The organism is Streptomyces sp. NPDC020807 (assembly GCF_040641575.1).
Taxonomy (GTDB): domain Bacteria; phylum Actinomycetota; class Actinomycetes; order Streptomycetales; family Streptomycetaceae; genus Streptomyces.
Map to the genome: position 1 here is coordinate 37,738 of NZ_JBFADU010000023.1, position 15,156 is coordinate 52,893.

A 15,156-nucleotide genomic window follows, 5' to 3' on the forward strand; every position below is an offset into this window, starting at 1 on the left:
GCCGGATCAAGGCCGGGACGGGGCGGGCCGGGACGGGTCAGGCCGGGTCAGGACTCCGGACGGCCCGTCGCCACCGCGTAGAAGGCGACGGCCGCCGCCGCGCCGACGTTGAGCGAGTCGACGCCGTGGGCCATCGGGATGCGGACCCATTCGTCGGCCGCGCGCAGCGCCTGGGTGGACAGGCCCTCGCCCTCCGCGCCGAGCATCAGCGCCACCCGCTCCAGGCGGTGCGGGGCGGCCTCGTCGATGGAGGTCGCCTTCTCGGCCGGGGTGAGCGCGAGGAGCTTGAACCCGGCCTCCCGTACGGCTTCCAGGCCCCGGGGCCAGCTGTCGAGGCGGGCGTACGGCACGGAGAAGACCGCGCCCATCGAGACCTTGACCGAGCGCCGGTACAGCGGGTCGGCGCAGTCCGGGGAGAGCAGGACGGCGTCCATGCCCAGGGCGGCGGCGCTGCGGAAGATGGCGCCGATGTTGGTGTGGTCGTTGACCGACTCCATGACGACCACCCGCCGGGCGCCCGCGAGGAGCTCCGTGGCGTCGGGGAGCGGCTTGCGCTGCATGGAGGCGAGGGCGCCGCGGTGCACGTGGTAGCCGGTGACGCGTTCGGCGAGGTCCGGCTGGACGGCGTACACCGGTGCCGGGACCTCGTCGATGACGTCGCGCATGACGTCGACCCACTTGGCGGAGAGCAGCATCGACCGCATCTCGTACCCGGCCTGCCTGGCCCGGCGGATGACCTTCTCGCCCTCGGCGATGAACAGGCCCTCGGCGGGCTCGCGTCGGCGCCGGAGCTCGACATCGGTCAGGCCGATGTAGTCGCGCAGGCGCGGGTCGTCGGGGTCGTCGATCGTGATGAGTTCGGCCACGGGGTGATACTGCCTTGTCCGGGGTGTCGTGCCAATGTGCGGGGCGGTGTGCGGCGCCGTACGCCGTGCGGTGCGGAGTCCCCCGCTACTTCACCAGCTTGTCGGGGCCCTCGGTGACGACGTCGCCGATGACGATGACGGCCGGAGGGCGGACCTCCTGGGCCTTCACGGTCTCGGCGACGGTCGCGAGGGTGGCGTCGACGCGCCGCTGGGCGGCGGTCGTGCCCTCCTGGACCAGGGCGAGCGGGGTGTCGGGCGACTTGCCGTGGGCGACGAGCGTCTCGGCGATCTTCCCGATCTTGTCGACGCCCATGAGGATGACGAGGGTGCCGGTGAGCTTGGCGAGCGAGGCCCAGTCGACGAGGGAACGCGGGTCGTCGGGGGCGACGTGGCCGCTGACCACGGTGAACTCGTGGGCGACGCCGCGGTGGGTGACCGGGATGCCGGCCGCGCCGGGGACCGAGATGGAGCTGGAGATGCCCGGGACGACCGTGCAGGCTATGCCCTCGGCGGCGAGCGCCTGGGCCTCCTCCATGCCGCGGCCGAAGACGAACGGGTCGCCGCCCTTGAGCCGGACGACGGACTTGCCCGCCTTGGCGTGCTCGACGAGCGCGTTGTTGATGGCCTCCTGGGCCATGAACCGGCCGTAGGGGATCTTGGCCGCGTCGATCACCTCGACGTGCGGCGGCAGCTCGTCGAGGAGGTCGCGGGGGCCGAGCCGGTCGGCGATGACGACGTCCGCCTCGGCGAGCAGCCGCCGGCCGCGGACGGTGATGAGGTCGGGGTCGCCGGGGCCGCCGCCGACGAGGGCGACGAAGGGGGTACGGGAGCGGTGCGCGGGCGCGGCGATGGAGCCGTCGCGCAGGCCCTCGACGATCGCGTCGCGCACGGCGGCGGAGCGGCGGGGGTCGTGGCCGGTGAGGACGGCGACGGTGACGCCCGCGTCGCGGCCGGTGGCCGGGGTCCAGGCGGTTGCGGCCTCGGCGTCGTCGGCGCGCACGCACCAGACGCGGCCGCGCTCGGCCTCGGCGGAGGCTGCGGCGTTGGCGGCCGGGTCGGTGGTCGCGACCAGGGCGTACCAGGCGTCGGCGAGGTCGCCTTCCTCGTACCGCCGCTTGATCCAGGTGATCTCGCCGGTCTCGGCCATGACGTCCACGGAGGGGGTCGCCGACGGCGAGACGAGCGTGATGTCGGCGCCCGCGGCGATCAGTGCGGGGAGGCGCCGCTGGGCGACCTGGCCGCCGCCGAGAACGACGACGCGGCGGCCGGCGAGGCGCAGTCCGACGGGGTATGCGGGGTGCTCGGCGGGCTCGGCCATGGGTGAGCGGCTCCTCGGAGGGCGGTGCGTGTGCGGGCCGCTGCTGCGGTGAAGCGGCTGAAGGGGTGGGCGGGAGGGCCCGGTGCCCACGATATCCGTGGCGGGGAGCCGCCACTCTGTGACGGATCTCCCCGTGGGGGATCCCGGCGCGTCCCCCGCTCCCGTACGGGGAGGGGGGACGCGCGGCGTGGATCCGGGGGCGTGCTGCTACTTCTCGGTGACGCCGGCCGAGTCGAACGTGGCGACCTCGTGCATCGCGCGGGCCGCGCTCTGCACGAGCGGGAGCGCGAGCAGGGCGCCCGTGCCCTCGCCGAGGCGGAGGTCGAGGTCGACCAGGGGGCGCAGGCCCAGCTTGTTGAGCGCGGCCACGTGGCCGGGCTCGGCGCTGCGGTGGCCGGCGATGCAGGCGGCGAGGGACTCGGGCGCGATGGCCCGGGCCACGAGCGCCGCCGCGCCGGTGGAGACGCCGTCGAGGATGACCGGGGTGCGCAGCGAGGACGCGCCCAGAATGAGGCCGACGAGGGCCGCGTGCTCCAGGCCGCCGATGGCCGAGAGGACGCCGACGGGGTCCGCCGGGTCCGGCTTGTGGAGGTCGAGGGCGCGCCGGACGACGTCGACCTTGCGGGCGTGCGTCTCGTCGTTGATGCCGGTGCCGCGGCCGGTGACCTCGGCGGCGTCGACGCCGGTGTAGACCGAGATGAGGGCGGCGGACGCGGTGGTGTTCGCGATGCCCATCTCGCCGGTGAGGATCGCCTTGTTGCCGGCGGCGACCAGGTCGCGGGCGGTCTCGATGCCGACCTCGATCGCGGCGAGGACCTCGTCGCGGGTCATCGCGAGACCGGTGGTGAAGTCGCCGGTGCCGGGGCGGACCTTGCGGGGCAGGAGGCCCGGGGTCGCCGGGAGCTCGGTGGCGACGCCGACGTCGATGACGCAGACCTCGGCGCCGACCTGGTTGGCGAACGCGTTGCAGACCGCTCCCCCGCCGAGGAAGTTGGCCACCATCTGGCCGGTGACCTCCTGCGGCCAGGGGGTCACGCCCTGGGCGTGGACGCCGTGGTCGCCGGCGAAGATCGCGACGGCCGCGGGCTCCGGGATCGGCGGCGGGCAGACCCGGGAGAGCCCGGAGAGCTGCGCGGAGATGATCTCCAGCATGCCGAGCGCGCCGGCCGGCTTGGTCATGCGCTTCTGCCGCTCCCAGGCCTCGCCGAGCGCCTTGGCGTCGAGCGGGCGGATGTTGGCGACGGTCTCCTGGAGCAAGTCGTGCGGCTCCTCGCCGGGAAGGGCGCGACGGCCGTACGTCTCCTCGTGGACCACCCAGGCGAGCGGGCGGCGCTTGGACCAGCCCGCCTGCGCCAGTTCGGGTTCGGCGGGGAACTCGTCGACGTAGCCGACGCAGAGGTAGGCGACCACTTCGAGGTGCTCGGGAAGGCCGAGGGTGCGGACCATCTCGCGCTCGTCGAAGAAGCTGACCCAGCCGACGCCGAGGCCCTCGGCGCGGGCGGCGAGCCAGAGGTTCTCCACGGCGAGCGCGGAGGAGTACGGGGCCATCTGCGGCTGCGTGTAGCGGCCGAGGGTGTGGCGCCCGCCCCGGGTGGGGTCGGCGGTCACGACGATGTTGACCGGGGTGTCGAGGATGGCCTCGATCTTCAGTTCCTTGAACTGCTTCGCGCGGGCCTTCGGCAGCGACTTGGCGTACGCCTCGCGCTGGCGCTGGGCGAGCTCGTGCATCGTCTGCCGGGTCTCGGCGGAGCGGATGACGACGAAGTCCCAGGGCTGCGAGTGGCCGACGCTGGGGGCCGTGTGGGCGGCCTCCAGGACGCGGAGCAGCACCTCGTGCGGGATGGGGTCGGAGCGGAAGCCGTTGCGGATGTCGCGGCGCTCGCGCATCACGCGGAGGACGGCCTCGCGCTCGGCGTCGGCGTAGCCGGGGGCCGGAGGACCGGGGACGGTCTCGGACTCGGACCCGGCGTCGCCGTCCGCGACGGGCGCCTCGGCCTCGGGGGCGGCCTGGACGGCTTCGGCGGCGGGCGCGAGCTCGGCGGCGTCCACCAGCTCGGCCGCGTCGACGAAGCCCTCGGGAGTCTCGGGAACCTCGGGCGACTCGGGGCCCTCGGTGGCCGCGAGGGCCTCGGGGGCGGCGGGAGCCTCGACCGGCTCGGCGCTCTCGGCGCCCGCGGCGTTCTCGGCGACGGGCTCGGCCTCGGGGGCGGCGGGCTCGGGCGCGGCGGCCTCGGCGGGCTCCTCCGCCTGCGGGGTCTCGACGACGGGGGCCTCCGCGACGGGAAGCTCCTCGGCGGGGATCTCCGCGACGGGCTGCGCGGGCTCCTCGACGGGCTCGACGGGCTCGGCGGCGACGGGCTCCTGCGGCTGCTCCGGGGCCTGCTCGACCGGGGCCACGGGCTCCGCGGCGACCTCCGCGGCGGCCGCGGCGGCGGGCTCCGCGAGCTCGGCCTCGGCGACCGGCTCGGCGGCCACGGCCACCGCCACCGGCTCCTGCGGCTGCTCGGGAGCCTGCTCGGCCTCGGCGGTCGTCTCGGCAGCCGTCTCGACGGCCGTCTCGGCGGCGGGCTCCGCCGCGGGCTCGGTGACCGGGACGAGAACCTCGGGCGCGGGCTCGCCCTCGCGCGGGGCGGGGACGACGGCCTGGGGCTCGGCGGCGACCGCCTCGGGGGCGGACTCCTCCGCCGTCTCGGTCGCCGCGGGCGCCTCGGCGGCCTCGACCGGCTCCTCGGCCTCGGCGACGAGCGTCGGAGCCAGGTGCGGGGCCGTCGGGAGGGAACCGTCGACGGGGACGAACTGGCCGGCCGCCGGGACGACCGTTTCTGCGGGGGCCGCGGCCTGGGGCGCCAGGGACTCCTGCGGCTGCGCGCCCCACGGCTCCGCGCCCTGCGGCGCGAGCTGGCGGTCCTGCGGGATGTCGAAGTACTCGGGGCCCGTGGTGGGCGGTCCCGGGTTCCGGACGGGCACGGGCGCGGGCCCGGTGGCGACGACCGGCGCGGGTGCGGGCGCGGGCTGCGGGACCGGCGCGGCGGCGGGGCCGCGGTCGGCGAGGGAGAGGACGACGCCACCGGTGGCGTCGGGCACCGGCGGGCCCATGTGCAGCGGGCGGCGGGACGGCGGCGGCGTGGCTCCGGCCGGCGGCGGGACGCGGACGCCGCCGAGGTCGACGGAGCCGGAGTCGCGGCCGGCGGCCTCGTGGGCGCCGGTGTCGAGGATGCCGGGCTCGTAGCCGTGGTCGGTGACGACCTGCTCCTGAGCGGCGGCGGGGACGCCGTGGGCCTCGGCGCCCGGGACGGGGGTGCCGTGCGCGGGCGTGCCGGGGAACTGGGGGCCCTCGGCCGGGGTGCCGTGCGGCGGGGTGGTGAAGCTCTGCGCGGCCGGCACGCCCTGCGGCGGGGTCTGGCCCTGAGGGGCGGTCAGCACGTCGGCGAGGACGAAGGAGTCGGGGAGCGGGCCCGTGAGGGGATCGGTCAGCGGGTCCGGCAGCGGGTCGGTGAGCGGGTCGCCCACCGGGACCTCGGCCTCCGGGGCGACCGGCTGCGGGACACCCTGGTGCGCCGCCTGGTTCGGGACCACGGGCACGGCGGGGGCCGCGGGGTGCCCGGGGGCCTCCTGCGGGGCCGGTACGGCCACCGGCGGCGCGGGCACGACACCCGGGGGGTGCTCGCTCCAGGCGCCCTGGGCGCCCGGCATGAGAAGGATGTCGTCGTCCTCGGCTGCGTGCTCGGAGGGGTCCAGGAAGGTGTACGCGCCCGGAGCGGGGATGCCCGGCTGCTCGACCATGCCTGCGTTCTCCGGCTGCCCCTCGCCCGGGACCTGGCCGGTGTCCGTCATGCGTACCCCTCGCCCATCGCTTGTGTTCCTTCGGACCTGCGCCCGTCGACAACAACGAGCGCGTGCGCCGCGCGGCACGAAGGACGCGCGGACACCCACTCATTGTCGCGGCCGTCGGCCGTCGCGGAAGGCAGATCCGCCGCGATGGGCTGTGGACTGCGCCACGTCGCGCGGTTCCCCCAGGTCTCGTACCACATCAGCGGCCATGTGGGCCGTTGACCCCGGCGCGTTCGAACGACATGCCGAACGTGCCGGTGCGGTACAACAATCGGCCAGCCTACCCGCCCTGACGCCCCGGAGGGATCACGGGGCGTGTTCCGTCCTGCGGCCGGCCAGCAGGAAGACCACCGAACGCTCGCGCTCCGACCAGTCGTCGGGGTCGAGGCCGACGGTCTGCAGGAGGAGGCTCTCCACCGCGTAGCCGCCGTCGGCGAGGGCGGTGCCGATGGCCTCCGCCTCGTCGCGGGTGGACGCGTGGGTGACGATCCGCTCCGGGCGGCGCTCCGTGCAGGCGGTGACGACGGGGACGCCACCGGCCCCGATCCGTACGACGTCGGGTTCGGGCAGGCTCTCCAGGACGTGCGGGGCGCGGCCCGGGACGGTCTGGAGGAGGACGCCGTGGCGACGGGCGGCGGCTTCGGTGCGGGCGCAGGCGGCGGGGTCGGTGTCCACGGCGATGACGGCGGCGCCGAAGCGGGCGGCCTCGACGGCGAACGCGCCGCCGGCGCAGCCGATGTCCCAGACGAGGTCGCCGACGCGCGGTCCGAGGCGGGCGAGTTGGGCGATGCGGAGCGTCGGGTCCTCGCCGGCCGTGGGGCGTTGGGCGGGGGCGGTCGCGGGCTCACCGGGCCGCCGGGCCCCGATGCCGGTTCCGGTGCTGGTGCCGTTGCCGTTGCCGTTGCCGTTGCCGTCGGAGGCGTACTCCTCCTGGGGCAGGCCCCAGCCCCGTACCGACCGAACGGCCGGGTCCTGGCCCGCGAGCCAGGGAGGGGCGGGCGTCCCGCCGCCGCCGGCGCCGCCGATGACGAGGACGACGTTGGGGTCGCTCCAGGAGTGGTCGGCGGCGCGGTCGGAGGTGAGGACGGAGACCTGTTCGCGGTCGGTGCCGAGTTCCTCGCAGACGACGAAGGTGCGGTGGACGCCGTCGAGGAGCAGGGCGAGTTCGGCGGGTCCCGCTCCCGGGGAGGTGAGGACGGCGACCTTGGGGTGGGCGCGGCAGACGTTGACGGCGCGGCGCAGGGTGCGCTGGTGGGCGACGACGGTGCGGGCGTCCTCCCAGGGCATTCCGGCGCGGGCGAAGGCGGCGGCGACGGAGGAGACGGCGGGGACGACCTCGACCTCGAGGCCGTGCTCGGGGGCGCGCAGGGTGCGGACGACGCCGAAGAAGCCGGGGTCGCCGTCGGCGAGGACGACGGCGGTGCCGCGGTGGCCGGCGATGCGGCGGGCGGCGATGTCGACGCTGCCGAGGCGGACGCGTTCGGCGGCCGGGGGGACTTCGGGGAGCGCCAGGTGGTGGGCGGCGCCGGCCACGAGGGTGGCGGCGGCGAGCGCGGACCTGGCGGCCGCGGTGAGGGGCGAGCCGTCCCAGCCGATCACCGTGACCCGGTCGGCCATCGTCGTCAGTCTCCTGTGGTGTCGTCGCAGGTCGGGGGCGTGCCGAGCGTACCCCGACGGGGGCGTCGCGGTGCGGTTCCGCGGGGCGGTTCGCGCACCTGTTCCTGGCGGGGGCCGGGCCGGCTCCGGCTCAGCTCCACTCGGTGTACGAGGAGTACCCGGCCTCGGCCATCTGGTCGGCGACGCCGTCGAGGTCCTCGGGGAGCAGGCCCCAGACGATGAAGTCGGTGCGCAGGTCGGTCCAGCCGCCGTCCTCGGTGCGGGTGCGGGCTATGCAGGCGTTGCGCAGGACGCCCTCGCTGATGCAGCCGATCTTCTGGGCGACCTGCTGGGAGGCGGTGTTGTCGGCGGCGGTGCGGAGCTCGATGCGCTCGAACTTCTGGTCGCCGAAGAGCCATTGGGCGGTGGCGAGGGCGGCTTCGGAGGCGTATCCCTCGCCGCGTGCCCAGGGGGCGACGATGTACGAGAGTTCGGTGGAGCGGACCCGCCAGTTCGTGTTGCTCAACTGGACGATGCCGACGAGGCGCTGGGTGAGGAACTCGGTCACGCCGAGGTCGAGGCCGCGGCCGGCGGCGCGCTCGGTGGGGGCGGACTCGGTGATCCAACGGCGGGCGGCGGCCTCGCTGTACGGCTGGGGGACGGCGGTCCAGGCGCCGACCTGGTCGTCGTTCATCATCTCGGCGAGGGCGGGGGCGTCCCCCTCTTCGAGCGCGCGCAGCACCAGCCGGTCCGTGTTGATGGAGATGTCCGGGAAGGTGGTAGTCATGCTCAGCTCCATGCCGTGGACCGTCCGAATCGACCGTGAACGCACAGCATGCAGCATGCGGCCGTCGGCGCGCATGGCCGGGTCGCCCGGGGGCGGAGGACGCGACGAGGGCCCCGCGCACCGGAGGCGGTGCGGGGGCCCTCGTCGAAGGGACCTGGCCGGTGCCCTACTTGGCGGCGGCGCCGAAGGCGGGGATGACCGAACCCTTGTAGGTGTCCTCGATGTACTTCTTCACCTCGGGCGAGTTGAGGAGCTCGGCGAGCTTCTGCACGCGGGCGTCCTTCTCGTTGCCCTCCTTGACGGCGAGGAAGTTGGCGTACGGGTTGCCCTCCGCCTTCTCCAGGACGAGGGCGTCCTTCGACGGGGAGAGCTTGGCCTCGATGGCGTAGTTGCCGTTGATGACGGCGGCGTCCACGTCGTTCAGGGCGCGGGGCACGGTGGCGGCCTCCAGCTCCTTGAACTCCAGGCCCTTCTTGTCGGTGATGTCGGAGAGCTTGGCGTCGGTGCCGACGCCGTCCTTGAGGGTGATGAGGCCGTTCTCGGCGAGCAGGTGGAGGGCGCGGCCCTCGTTGGTGGTGTCGTTCGGGACGGCGACGGTCTGGCCGGCCTTGATGTCCTTCACCGACTTCAGGCTCTTGGAGTAGAGGCCCAGCGGCTCCAGGTGGACGTTGACCACGGGGACGATGGTGGTCTTGTTCTTCTTGTTGAAGTCGTCGAGGTACGGCTTGTGCTGGAAGAAGTTGGCGTCGACCTGGCCGGACTGGGTGGCGGTGTTCGGCAGGACGTAGTCCGTGAACTCCTTCACCTCCAGCTTCAGGCCCGCCTTCTCGGCCAGGTTGTCCTTGACGAAGTTGAGGATGTCGGCGTGCGGCGTCGGGGACGCGGCGACGACGAGCGGCTTGGAGGTGTCGCCGGAGCCGGCGGCGTCCTTGGAGGTGGACGGGTCCGAGGAGGTGCCGCAGGCGGTGAGGCCGAGGGCGAGGGCGGCGGTGGCGGCGATACCGGCGGTGAGCTTGATGTTCTTACGCACGAAGAGTGCCTCTTTCCGGTGGTGCGGTGGACGCCTGGACAACAAGTCCGGGCTGTTTCTTCTCGACGAAGAAGTCTTGGGTGGCCGGGTGGCCGTTACGCGGTACGGCCCCGGCGGGCGAGGAGTCGTACGACCCCGTCGCCGATGAGCTGGACGACGGTCACGACGAGGACCAGGACGACGACGGTGACCAGCATGAACGTGGTGTCGAAGCGCTGGTATCCGTAGGTGACGGCCTTGGAGCCGAGGCCTTCGCCGCCGACCGCGCCGGCCATCGCGGAGTACCCGATGAGGACGATCACGGTGGTGGTGACGGCCGAGACCAGCGACGGCAGGGCCTGCGGGAGCAGGACCTTGCGGACGATGGTGGGGATGCCGCCGCCCATGGCCTGGACGGCTTCGACGAGTCCGTGGTCGACCTCGCGGATCGCGGTCTCGACGAGGCGCGCGAAGAAGGGGATGGCGCCGATGGCGAGGGGCACGATCATCGCGGTGGGGCCGATGAAGGTTCCGACGACGAAAGTGGTGAAGGGGATCAGGGCGATCAGCAGGATGATGAACGGCAGCGAACGCCCGACGTTCACGATCGCACCGACGACCTTGTTGACCGGCCGGTTCTGGAGCAGTCCGCCCTTGTCCGTGAGGACGAGGAGGATGCCGAGCGGCAGACCGCCGACGACGGTGACGACGGTGGCCCAGAGGACCATGTAGAGCGTGTCGACGGTGCCCTGCTCCAGGAGGGGCTGCATCTCCGACCAGGTCACTTGGCACCTTCCTTGACCAGTACGGGCGTGGCGCCCGGCTGTGCGTCCGCTTCCGCTTCCACGAGTTCGACCTGGAGGCCCTGCTCGCGCAGGAAGCCGACCGGGACGACGTTGTCCTCGTACCGTCCGGGGAGCTCGATCCGCATCCGGCCGATCTGCTTCCCGCCCACGGTGTCCATCGCCGCCCCGAGGATCGAGATGTCGATGTTGTAGGTGCGGGAGAGCTGGGAGATGACCGGCTGGGTCGCGGACTCGCCGTGGAAGGTGACGTCGACGACCGTGCGGTCCGGGCCCGTGGGAGCGCCGCTGACCGGGAAGAGCTCGGCGGCCAGCTGGGAGCCGGGGGTGGCGAGCAGTTCGCCGACGGTGCCGGTCTCGACGACGCGGCCGTGCTGCATGAGCGCGGCGGAGTCGCAGATCGTCTTGACGACGTCCATCTCGTGCGTGATGAGCAGGACGGTGAGGCCGAGCTGCTGGTTGAGGTCGCGCAGGAGCTGGAGGATGGAGCGGGTGGTCTCCGGGTCGAGGGCGCTGGTGGCCTCGTCGGAGAGGAGGACCTTGGGGTTTCCGGCGAGGGCGCGGGCGATGCCGACGCGCTGCTTCTGGCCGCCGGAGAGCTGGCCGGGGTAGGCCTTGGCCTTGTCGGCGAGGCCGACGAGGTCGAGGAGTTCGAGGGCGCGGCGGGAGCGCTCGGCGCCGGAGACGCCGAGGATCTCCAGGGGGAGCTCGATGTTGTCCTTCACCGTGCGGGAGGACAGCAGGTTGAAGTGCTGGAAGACCATGCCGATGCTGCTGCGGGCGCGGCGGAGGTCCTTGCCGGCGCGGCGGCTCTTCCCGGCGAGGGCGGTGAGGTCGACGCCGTCGACGGTCACGGTGCCGGAGGTGGGGCGCTCCAGGAGGTTGACGCAGCGGATGAGCGAGGACTTGCCGGCGCCGCTCTGGCCGATCACGCCGAAGACCTCGCCCTCGCGGACGTGGAGGTCGACGCCGTCCAGCGCGGTGACCTGGCGGCCGCGCGACTCGTAGACCTTGGTCAGGCCCGATGTGGTGATCACAGGATTTCCGTCACTGTCGAGTGCGCGGCGCGGGTTCCGCCGGGCACGTGGCGTTCGTCTTTCGGACAGTCGGCGCACATCAAGCCGGTCCGGCGGGTGGCCGGGGGTCAGCGGGGTGCGCGGGGCGGGCACGGTCCGCCGCCGGATGGCGGGAGGATCGGCACGGCCGTCGGGTCTCGCTTCGGGGCGCGAAACTCAGGCGGGGGCCCTCAGAAGGCGCACATTCGACACATACAACGAGCACCGGGCGTCGTGTTCGCCTCGGTCGCAAGGGTGCGGCTGCTCGTCGTGGTCATGTCTGCAAGTAAAGCATGCGCACTCGCGAACGAAAGCGGGGTGTCCGAATAGCGGACGGCGTTGAGATGCCAGTTGAGACGTCATACGGACACCTCTTCACCGGCCCCGGACGCCGCTCCCCCGCGCATGGCCTGCGCCGAACGGGTTCCGGGACGAAACGGGTGCGGCCGGTCGGCGACCCCCCGTCGGGCGTCGGGTGTGGCCAAGGCCACGTGCGCCCGGTCCGGGCGCAGGGGGGCGCGCGTCCTGGGCCCTTCGGCCCGTAATACCCTCGGGCGCATGCTCGACGCCCTGACGGTCACGGTCTCCGTGGCCGCGCTCGCCCTCGCCGCCTGGTGCGGCTTCGCCGCCTACCGCGACCAGCCGACCAAGGACTGGCACTTCATCGGCATGGCCGTGGTGACCTTCCTCGTCCTGGTCCAGCTGATCGTCGGCATCGTGCAGCTCGCGCGCGGCGAGAAGGCCGAGGAGGGCACGACGATCTTCGTCGCCTATCTGCTGGGCGCGCTGTGCGCGGTCCCGATCGCGGGCTTCATGTCGCTCGCCGAGCGGAGCCGGTGGGGTTCGGCGACGGTGGCGGCCGGAGCGGTCGTCCTCGCCGTGCTGGAAGTGCGTCTCTACGACATCTGGACGGTGGGCTGACCATGACCGCGACCGAACCCGAGACCGGCACGGGCACCGGCACCGGCACTCAGGGCAGGGCCCGGCTGGTCACGGGCCCGGGCATGCTGCTCGTCTGGCTGTACGGCGTGATGTCGGTCGGCGCGGTCTCCCGGTCGATCTACCAGATCGCCACCGAGTTCGACCGCGCGCCGCTCGCGTACAGCCTGTCGGCGGTGGCCGCGGCCGTCTACGTCTTCATCACGTACACGCTGGTACGCGGCGGGGAGAAGGCCCGCAGGGCGGCGCTGTTCTGCTGCGCCGCCGAGCTCGCGGGCGTGCTGGTCGTGGGGACCTGGACGCTGGTCGAGCCGTCCGCCTTCCCCGACGCGACGGTCTGGTCGGACTTCGGATACGGCTACGTCTTCATTCCGGTGCTGCTGCCGCTGACCGGCATCTGGTGGCTGCGGAAGGCGGCCAAGGGCGCCTAGGCGGCCTTCTCCAGGGTCACGAAGGGCGCCTAGGCGGCCTTCTCCAGGGTCACGAGCGTGAGCTTCGGGCCGAGTTCCCGGGTGCCGACCTGCTCGTACCCCCTGCTGCGGTAGAGCCGCAGGTTGACCTCGCTGCGGTGGCCGGTGAAGAGCTGGAAGCGCTTGGCCGCCGCCGTCTCCGCGGAGGAGGCGGTCTCGTCGGCCGCGGCGAAGTGCCGCTCGATGCCGTCGAGCAGCCGGCTGCCGAGGCCGTGGCGCTGCATGCGCGGGTGGACGATGAGCTTGGCGATCCGTACCGTGCCGTCCTCGTCGAGGCGGGCCCGCACGGAGGCGACGACCTCGTCGCCGAGCCGGGCCACGAGGCCGTACCCCTCGGCCAGCTCCGCGCGGAGGGCGTCGAGCGTCTGGGTGAGCGGCTCGATGGACCAGTCCCCGTACAGCTCCGCCTCGCTCTGGTAGCAGAGGTACTGCAGCTTCAGGATGTGCTCCGCGTCCCGCGCGTCCGCTGCCGAGATGGTCACGCTCAGGCCCATGTGTGCCGCCTCCCGCTCATGTGCTTCGCCGTCGGTTTATCGCACCCTTCCCCGTCGGCCGGGGACGGGAACCTCTGCAGCCAGCATTCTGCGCAGGCATCCCAGGCAACGGGAACGCATCGGCCCCAGACTGCCCTGTGAGATACCCAACTCTCCTGCGATTTCTCGGTAGGTGGGGTCCTCCGGGTCGAGCATGGCGGCGAGCACCCGGGGGCAGCGGCCGGGCGTACGGGTGACGGCCGCGCGCAGGGTGCGGTGCCGTTCGGCGACGAGGAGCGAGCCCTCCGGGGAGCCGTGCGGGACGTCGGCGTCCGGCCCCGGGGCGGGTTCGCCGGGGTACGGGCGTTCCCGGTCGGCGTTCCTGCGGGCCCTGCGGGCCTCGGCGCGGACGGCGCGGCGCAGCCAGTCGGCGGGGCGGTCGGGGGCGCCGGTGTCGCGCAGTCGCTCCAGGAGGCGGAGCCAGACGGCCTGTTCGAGGTCGCCGGGGTCGACACCGGCGGCGGGGGCCTCGGCGTCGGACTCGGCGGCGAGGAGCGGGGCGAGGGCGGCGAGGAGGCCGCGGGTGGACTCGGGGGCGGGGCGGGTTTCGGGGGTGGTCATGTCCGGCACGATGTCCGTGCTCACGGCGGCGGTTGCCGTACCGGGCCCAAACCACCCGTGAGGGGGGCGTACGAGCCCGGCGGCGGCCGGACCGTACGCCCCCTCGGCCTCTCTCAGACCCGGTCGGCGTCCAGCTCCGCCGCCGCGAGCAGGGCCGTGTCCGGGTTGTCGGAGAAGATGCCGTCGATCCCCGTCCCCAGGTACCGCCCCAGTGCGCCGAAGGCGTCGCCGTACGCCGTCGGGTCCGTGCCCCGGCGGAAGTCGGCGGGCAGGAAGGCGTTCTCGTTGCGGTGCGTGTACGGGTGGAGGACCAGGCCCTCGGCGTGCGCGTCGCGGACGAGCGCGGTCGGCGCGGTGAGGCGGCCCGACGCGTCCTTCGGGATCACCAGGTCGAGCGTGGGGCCGATGCCCTGCGCGTACGAGGCGATCCAGCGCAGGCCCTCGGGCGTGACGAGGTCGGCGACCGTGCGCGGGTCCCCCGCCTCGACGAAGTCCCAGGGGCGGGTGCCGGCGCCGGAGAGCAGGACCACGCGCGGGGAGTCGACGAGGCCGGCGAGGCGCTGGATGCTGCTCGGCTCGAAGGACTGGAGGAAGACCGGGGAGTTGGCGCGGTGGCGCCCGTACCGGCGCAGCAGCTTCGCGAGGCGCTCCTCGAGGCCGAGGCCGAGGGAGCGGAAGTAGGTGGGGTGCTTCGTCTCGACGTGGAGCCAGATCTCGCGGCCCCGGCGACGGCCCTCGTCCTCGGCCCAGCGCAGGACCTCCTCGAAGGTGGGGACGGTCCAGCGGCCGTCGTAGAGGGTGTTCTCCTGGCGGGTGGCCGGGATGCGCTCCTTGGCGCGGAGGGTCCTGAGCTCGGCGAGCGTGAAGTCCTCGGTGAACCAGCCGGTGATCGAGGTGCCGTCGACGCTCTTGGTGGTCCGCCGGGAGGCGAACTCGGGGTGGTCGGCGACGTCGGTGGTGCCGGTGATGTCGTTCTCGTGGCGGCAGACGAGGTGGCCGTCCCGGGTGGGGACGAGGTCCTGCTCGATGACGTGGGCGCCGAGGTCGAGGGCGTGGCGGTAGGAGCCGAGGGTGTGCTCGGGGCGGTAGCCGCTGGCGCCGCGGTGGGCGATGACGGTCGGGACGGGGAGGGAGCGGTAGCCGCGGCCGTGGCCGGTGCGGCGGTCGGCGGCATCCCCGGCCGCGCCCCCGGCCGCGGCGCCGCCCGCCCCGGCGGCGTGGGCGGTGCCCGTGGGGAGGGCCGTGGAGGCTCCCAGTACCGCCGCCGCTCCGGCCGCTCCGAGAACGGTCCGCCGCGCCGGGGTCCGGCCTGCGCCCTGTGTCATGTGGACTCCTCCTGTGTGATGTCCCGCACCTGTCAACGGGGGTCTCCGACGCTAGGCACGGCG

General features: G+C 73.9%; 13 protein-coding genes. 2 read left to right on the forward strand and 11 right to left on the reverse strand.

The window, feature by feature from the left end; genetic code table 11:
* Positions 1-47 precede the first annotated feature (47 nt).
* The 8 genes from AB0G79_RS26685 to AB0G79_RS26720 form a co-directional block, all read right to left on the reverse strand.
* Positions 48-866 (reverse strand): RNA methyltransferase, encoded by an 819-nt coding sequence (locus AB0G79_RS26685; protein ID WP_360810663.1) that lies wholly within the window; start codon positions 864-866, stop codon positions 48-50.
* An 85-nt stretch (positions 867-951) separates the two neighbouring features.
* A complete protein-coding gene (cobA, locus tag AB0G79_RS26690; protein WP_360810665.1) occupies positions 952-2,184 on the reverse strand; it encodes a uroporphyrinogen-III C-methyltransferase in 1,233 nt (410 codons plus the stop codon).
* A gap of 207 nt (positions 2,185-2,391) precedes the next feature.
* Entirely contained in the window at positions 2,392-6,018 is a 3,627-nt protein-coding gene (cobT, locus tag AB0G79_RS26695) for a nicotinate-nucleotide--dimethylbenzimidazole phosphoribosyltransferase (protein WP_360810667.1), read from the reverse strand.
* A gap of 303 nt (positions 6,019-6,321) precedes the next feature.
* The gene (gene cbiE / locus AB0G79_RS26700) at positions 6,322-7,632 is read right to left on the reverse strand and encodes a precorrin-6y C5,15-methyltransferase (decarboxylating) subunit CbiE (protein WP_360810669.1); all 1,311 of its coding nucleotides are present in this window, start codon (positions 7,630-7,632) and stop codon (positions 6,322-6,324) included.
* A gap of 130 nt (positions 7,633-7,762) precedes the next feature.
* Positions 7,763-8,398 carry a GNAT family N-acetyltransferase gene (locus AB0G79_RS26705; RefSeq protein ID WP_360810671.1) on the reverse strand — a complete coding sequence of 212 codons (636 nt, stop codon included), beginning with the start codon at positions 8,396-8,398 and terminating at the stop codon, positions 7,763-7,765.
* Positions 8,399-8,564: 166 nt separating this feature from the next.
* Positions 8,565-9,428, reverse strand: a complete 864-nt coding sequence (locus AB0G79_RS26710; RefSeq protein ID WP_360810673.1) for a MetQ/NlpA family ABC transporter substrate-binding protein — start codon at positions 9,426-9,428, stop codon at positions 8,565-8,567.
* 95 nt (positions 9,429-9,523) lie between these two features.
* On the reverse strand, positions 9,524-10,192 hold the full coding sequence (locus AB0G79_RS26715) for a methionine ABC transporter permease (RefSeq protein WP_360810675.1): 669 nt from the start codon (positions 10,190-10,192) through the stop codon (positions 9,524-9,526).
* Positions 10,189-11,247, reverse strand: coding sequence for an ATP-binding cassette domain-containing protein (locus AB0G79_RS26720; protein ID WP_360810677.1), 1,059 nt, complete (start codon positions 11,245-11,247; stop codon positions 10,189-10,191). Before AB0G79_RS26720 ends, AB0G79_RS26715 begins: the two co-directional genes overlap by 4 nt.
* A 576-nt stretch (positions 11,248-11,823) precedes the next feature.
* Here AB0G79_RS26720 and AB0G79_RS26725 point away from each other — a divergent pair.
* Together AB0G79_RS26725 and AB0G79_RS26730 are read left to right on the forward strand one after the other, a co-directional pair.
* A complete protein-coding gene (locus tag AB0G79_RS26725) occupies positions 11,824-12,186 on the forward strand; it encodes a hypothetical protein (protein WP_360810679.1) in 363 nt (120 codons plus the stop codon).
* A gap of 2 nt (positions 12,187-12,188) precedes the next feature.
* A complete protein-coding gene (locus tag AB0G79_RS26730; protein WP_360810681.1) occupies positions 12,189-12,635 on the forward strand; it encodes a hypothetical protein in 447 nt (148 codons plus the stop codon).
* Between the two features lie 29 nt (positions 12,636-12,664).
* Here AB0G79_RS26730 and AB0G79_RS26735 read toward each other — a convergent pair whose 3' ends face one another.
* The 3 genes from AB0G79_RS26735 to AB0G79_RS26745 all read right to left on the reverse strand — a co-directional run bounded on the left by AB0G79_RS26735 (position 12,665) and on the right by AB0G79_RS26745 (position 15,093).
* Positions 12,665-13,168, reverse strand: coding sequence for a GNAT family N-acetyltransferase (locus tag AB0G79_RS26735; RefSeq protein ID WP_360810683.1), 504 nt, complete (start codon positions 13,166-13,168; stop codon positions 12,665-12,667).
* 36 nt (positions 13,169-13,204) lie between these two features.
* Positions 13,205-13,768, reverse strand: a complete 564-nt coding sequence (locus tag AB0G79_RS26740; RefSeq protein ID WP_360810685.1) for a sigma-70 family RNA polymerase sigma factor — start codon at positions 13,766-13,768, stop codon at positions 13,205-13,207.
* A gap of 113 nt (positions 13,769-13,881) precedes the next feature.
* Complete coding sequence (locus AB0G79_RS26745; RefSeq protein WP_360810687.1) at positions 13,882-15,093, reverse strand: glycerophosphodiester phosphodiesterase; 1,212 nt, start codon at positions 15,091-15,093, stop codon at positions 13,882-13,884.
* Positions 15,094-15,156 lie beyond the last annotated feature (63 nt).

Bases quoted from the DNA above. Each gene is read 5' to 3' on its own strand.
- cobA (WP_360810665.1), bottom strand. From the start codon at position 2,184: ATGGCCGAGCCCGCCGAGCACCCCGCATACCCCGTCGGACTGCGCCTC.
- cobT (WP_360810667.1), bottom strand. From the start codon at position 6,018: ATGACGGACACCGGCCAGGTCCCGGGCGAGGGGCAGCCGGAGAACGCA.
- cbiE (WP_360810669.1), bottom strand. From the start codon at position 7,632: ATGGCCGACCGGGTCACGGTGATCGGCTGGGACGGCTCGCCCCTCACC.
- AB0G79_RS26705 (WP_360810671.1), bottom strand. From the start codon at position 8,398: ATGACTACCACCTTCCCGGACATCTCCATCAACACGGACCGGCTGGTG.
- AB0G79_RS26725 (WP_360810679.1), top strand. From the start codon at position 11,824: ATGCTCGACGCCCTGACGGTCACGGTCTCCGTGGCCGCGCTCGCCCTC.
- AB0G79_RS26730 (WP_360810681.1), top strand. From the start codon at position 12,189: ATGACCGCGACCGAACCCGAGACCGGCACGGGCACCGGCACCGGCACT.
- AB0G79_RS26735 (WP_360810683.1), bottom strand. From the start codon at position 13,168: ATGGGCCTGAGCGTGACCATCTCGGCAGCGGACGCGCGGGACGCGGAG.
- AB0G79_RS26740 (WP_360810685.1), bottom strand. From the start codon at position 13,768: ATGACCACCCCCGAAACCCGCCCCGCCCCCGAGTCCACCCGCGGCCTC.
- AB0G79_RS26745 (WP_360810687.1), bottom strand. From the start codon at position 15,093: ATGACACAGGGCGCAGGCCGGACCCCGGCGCGGCGGACCGTTCTCGGA.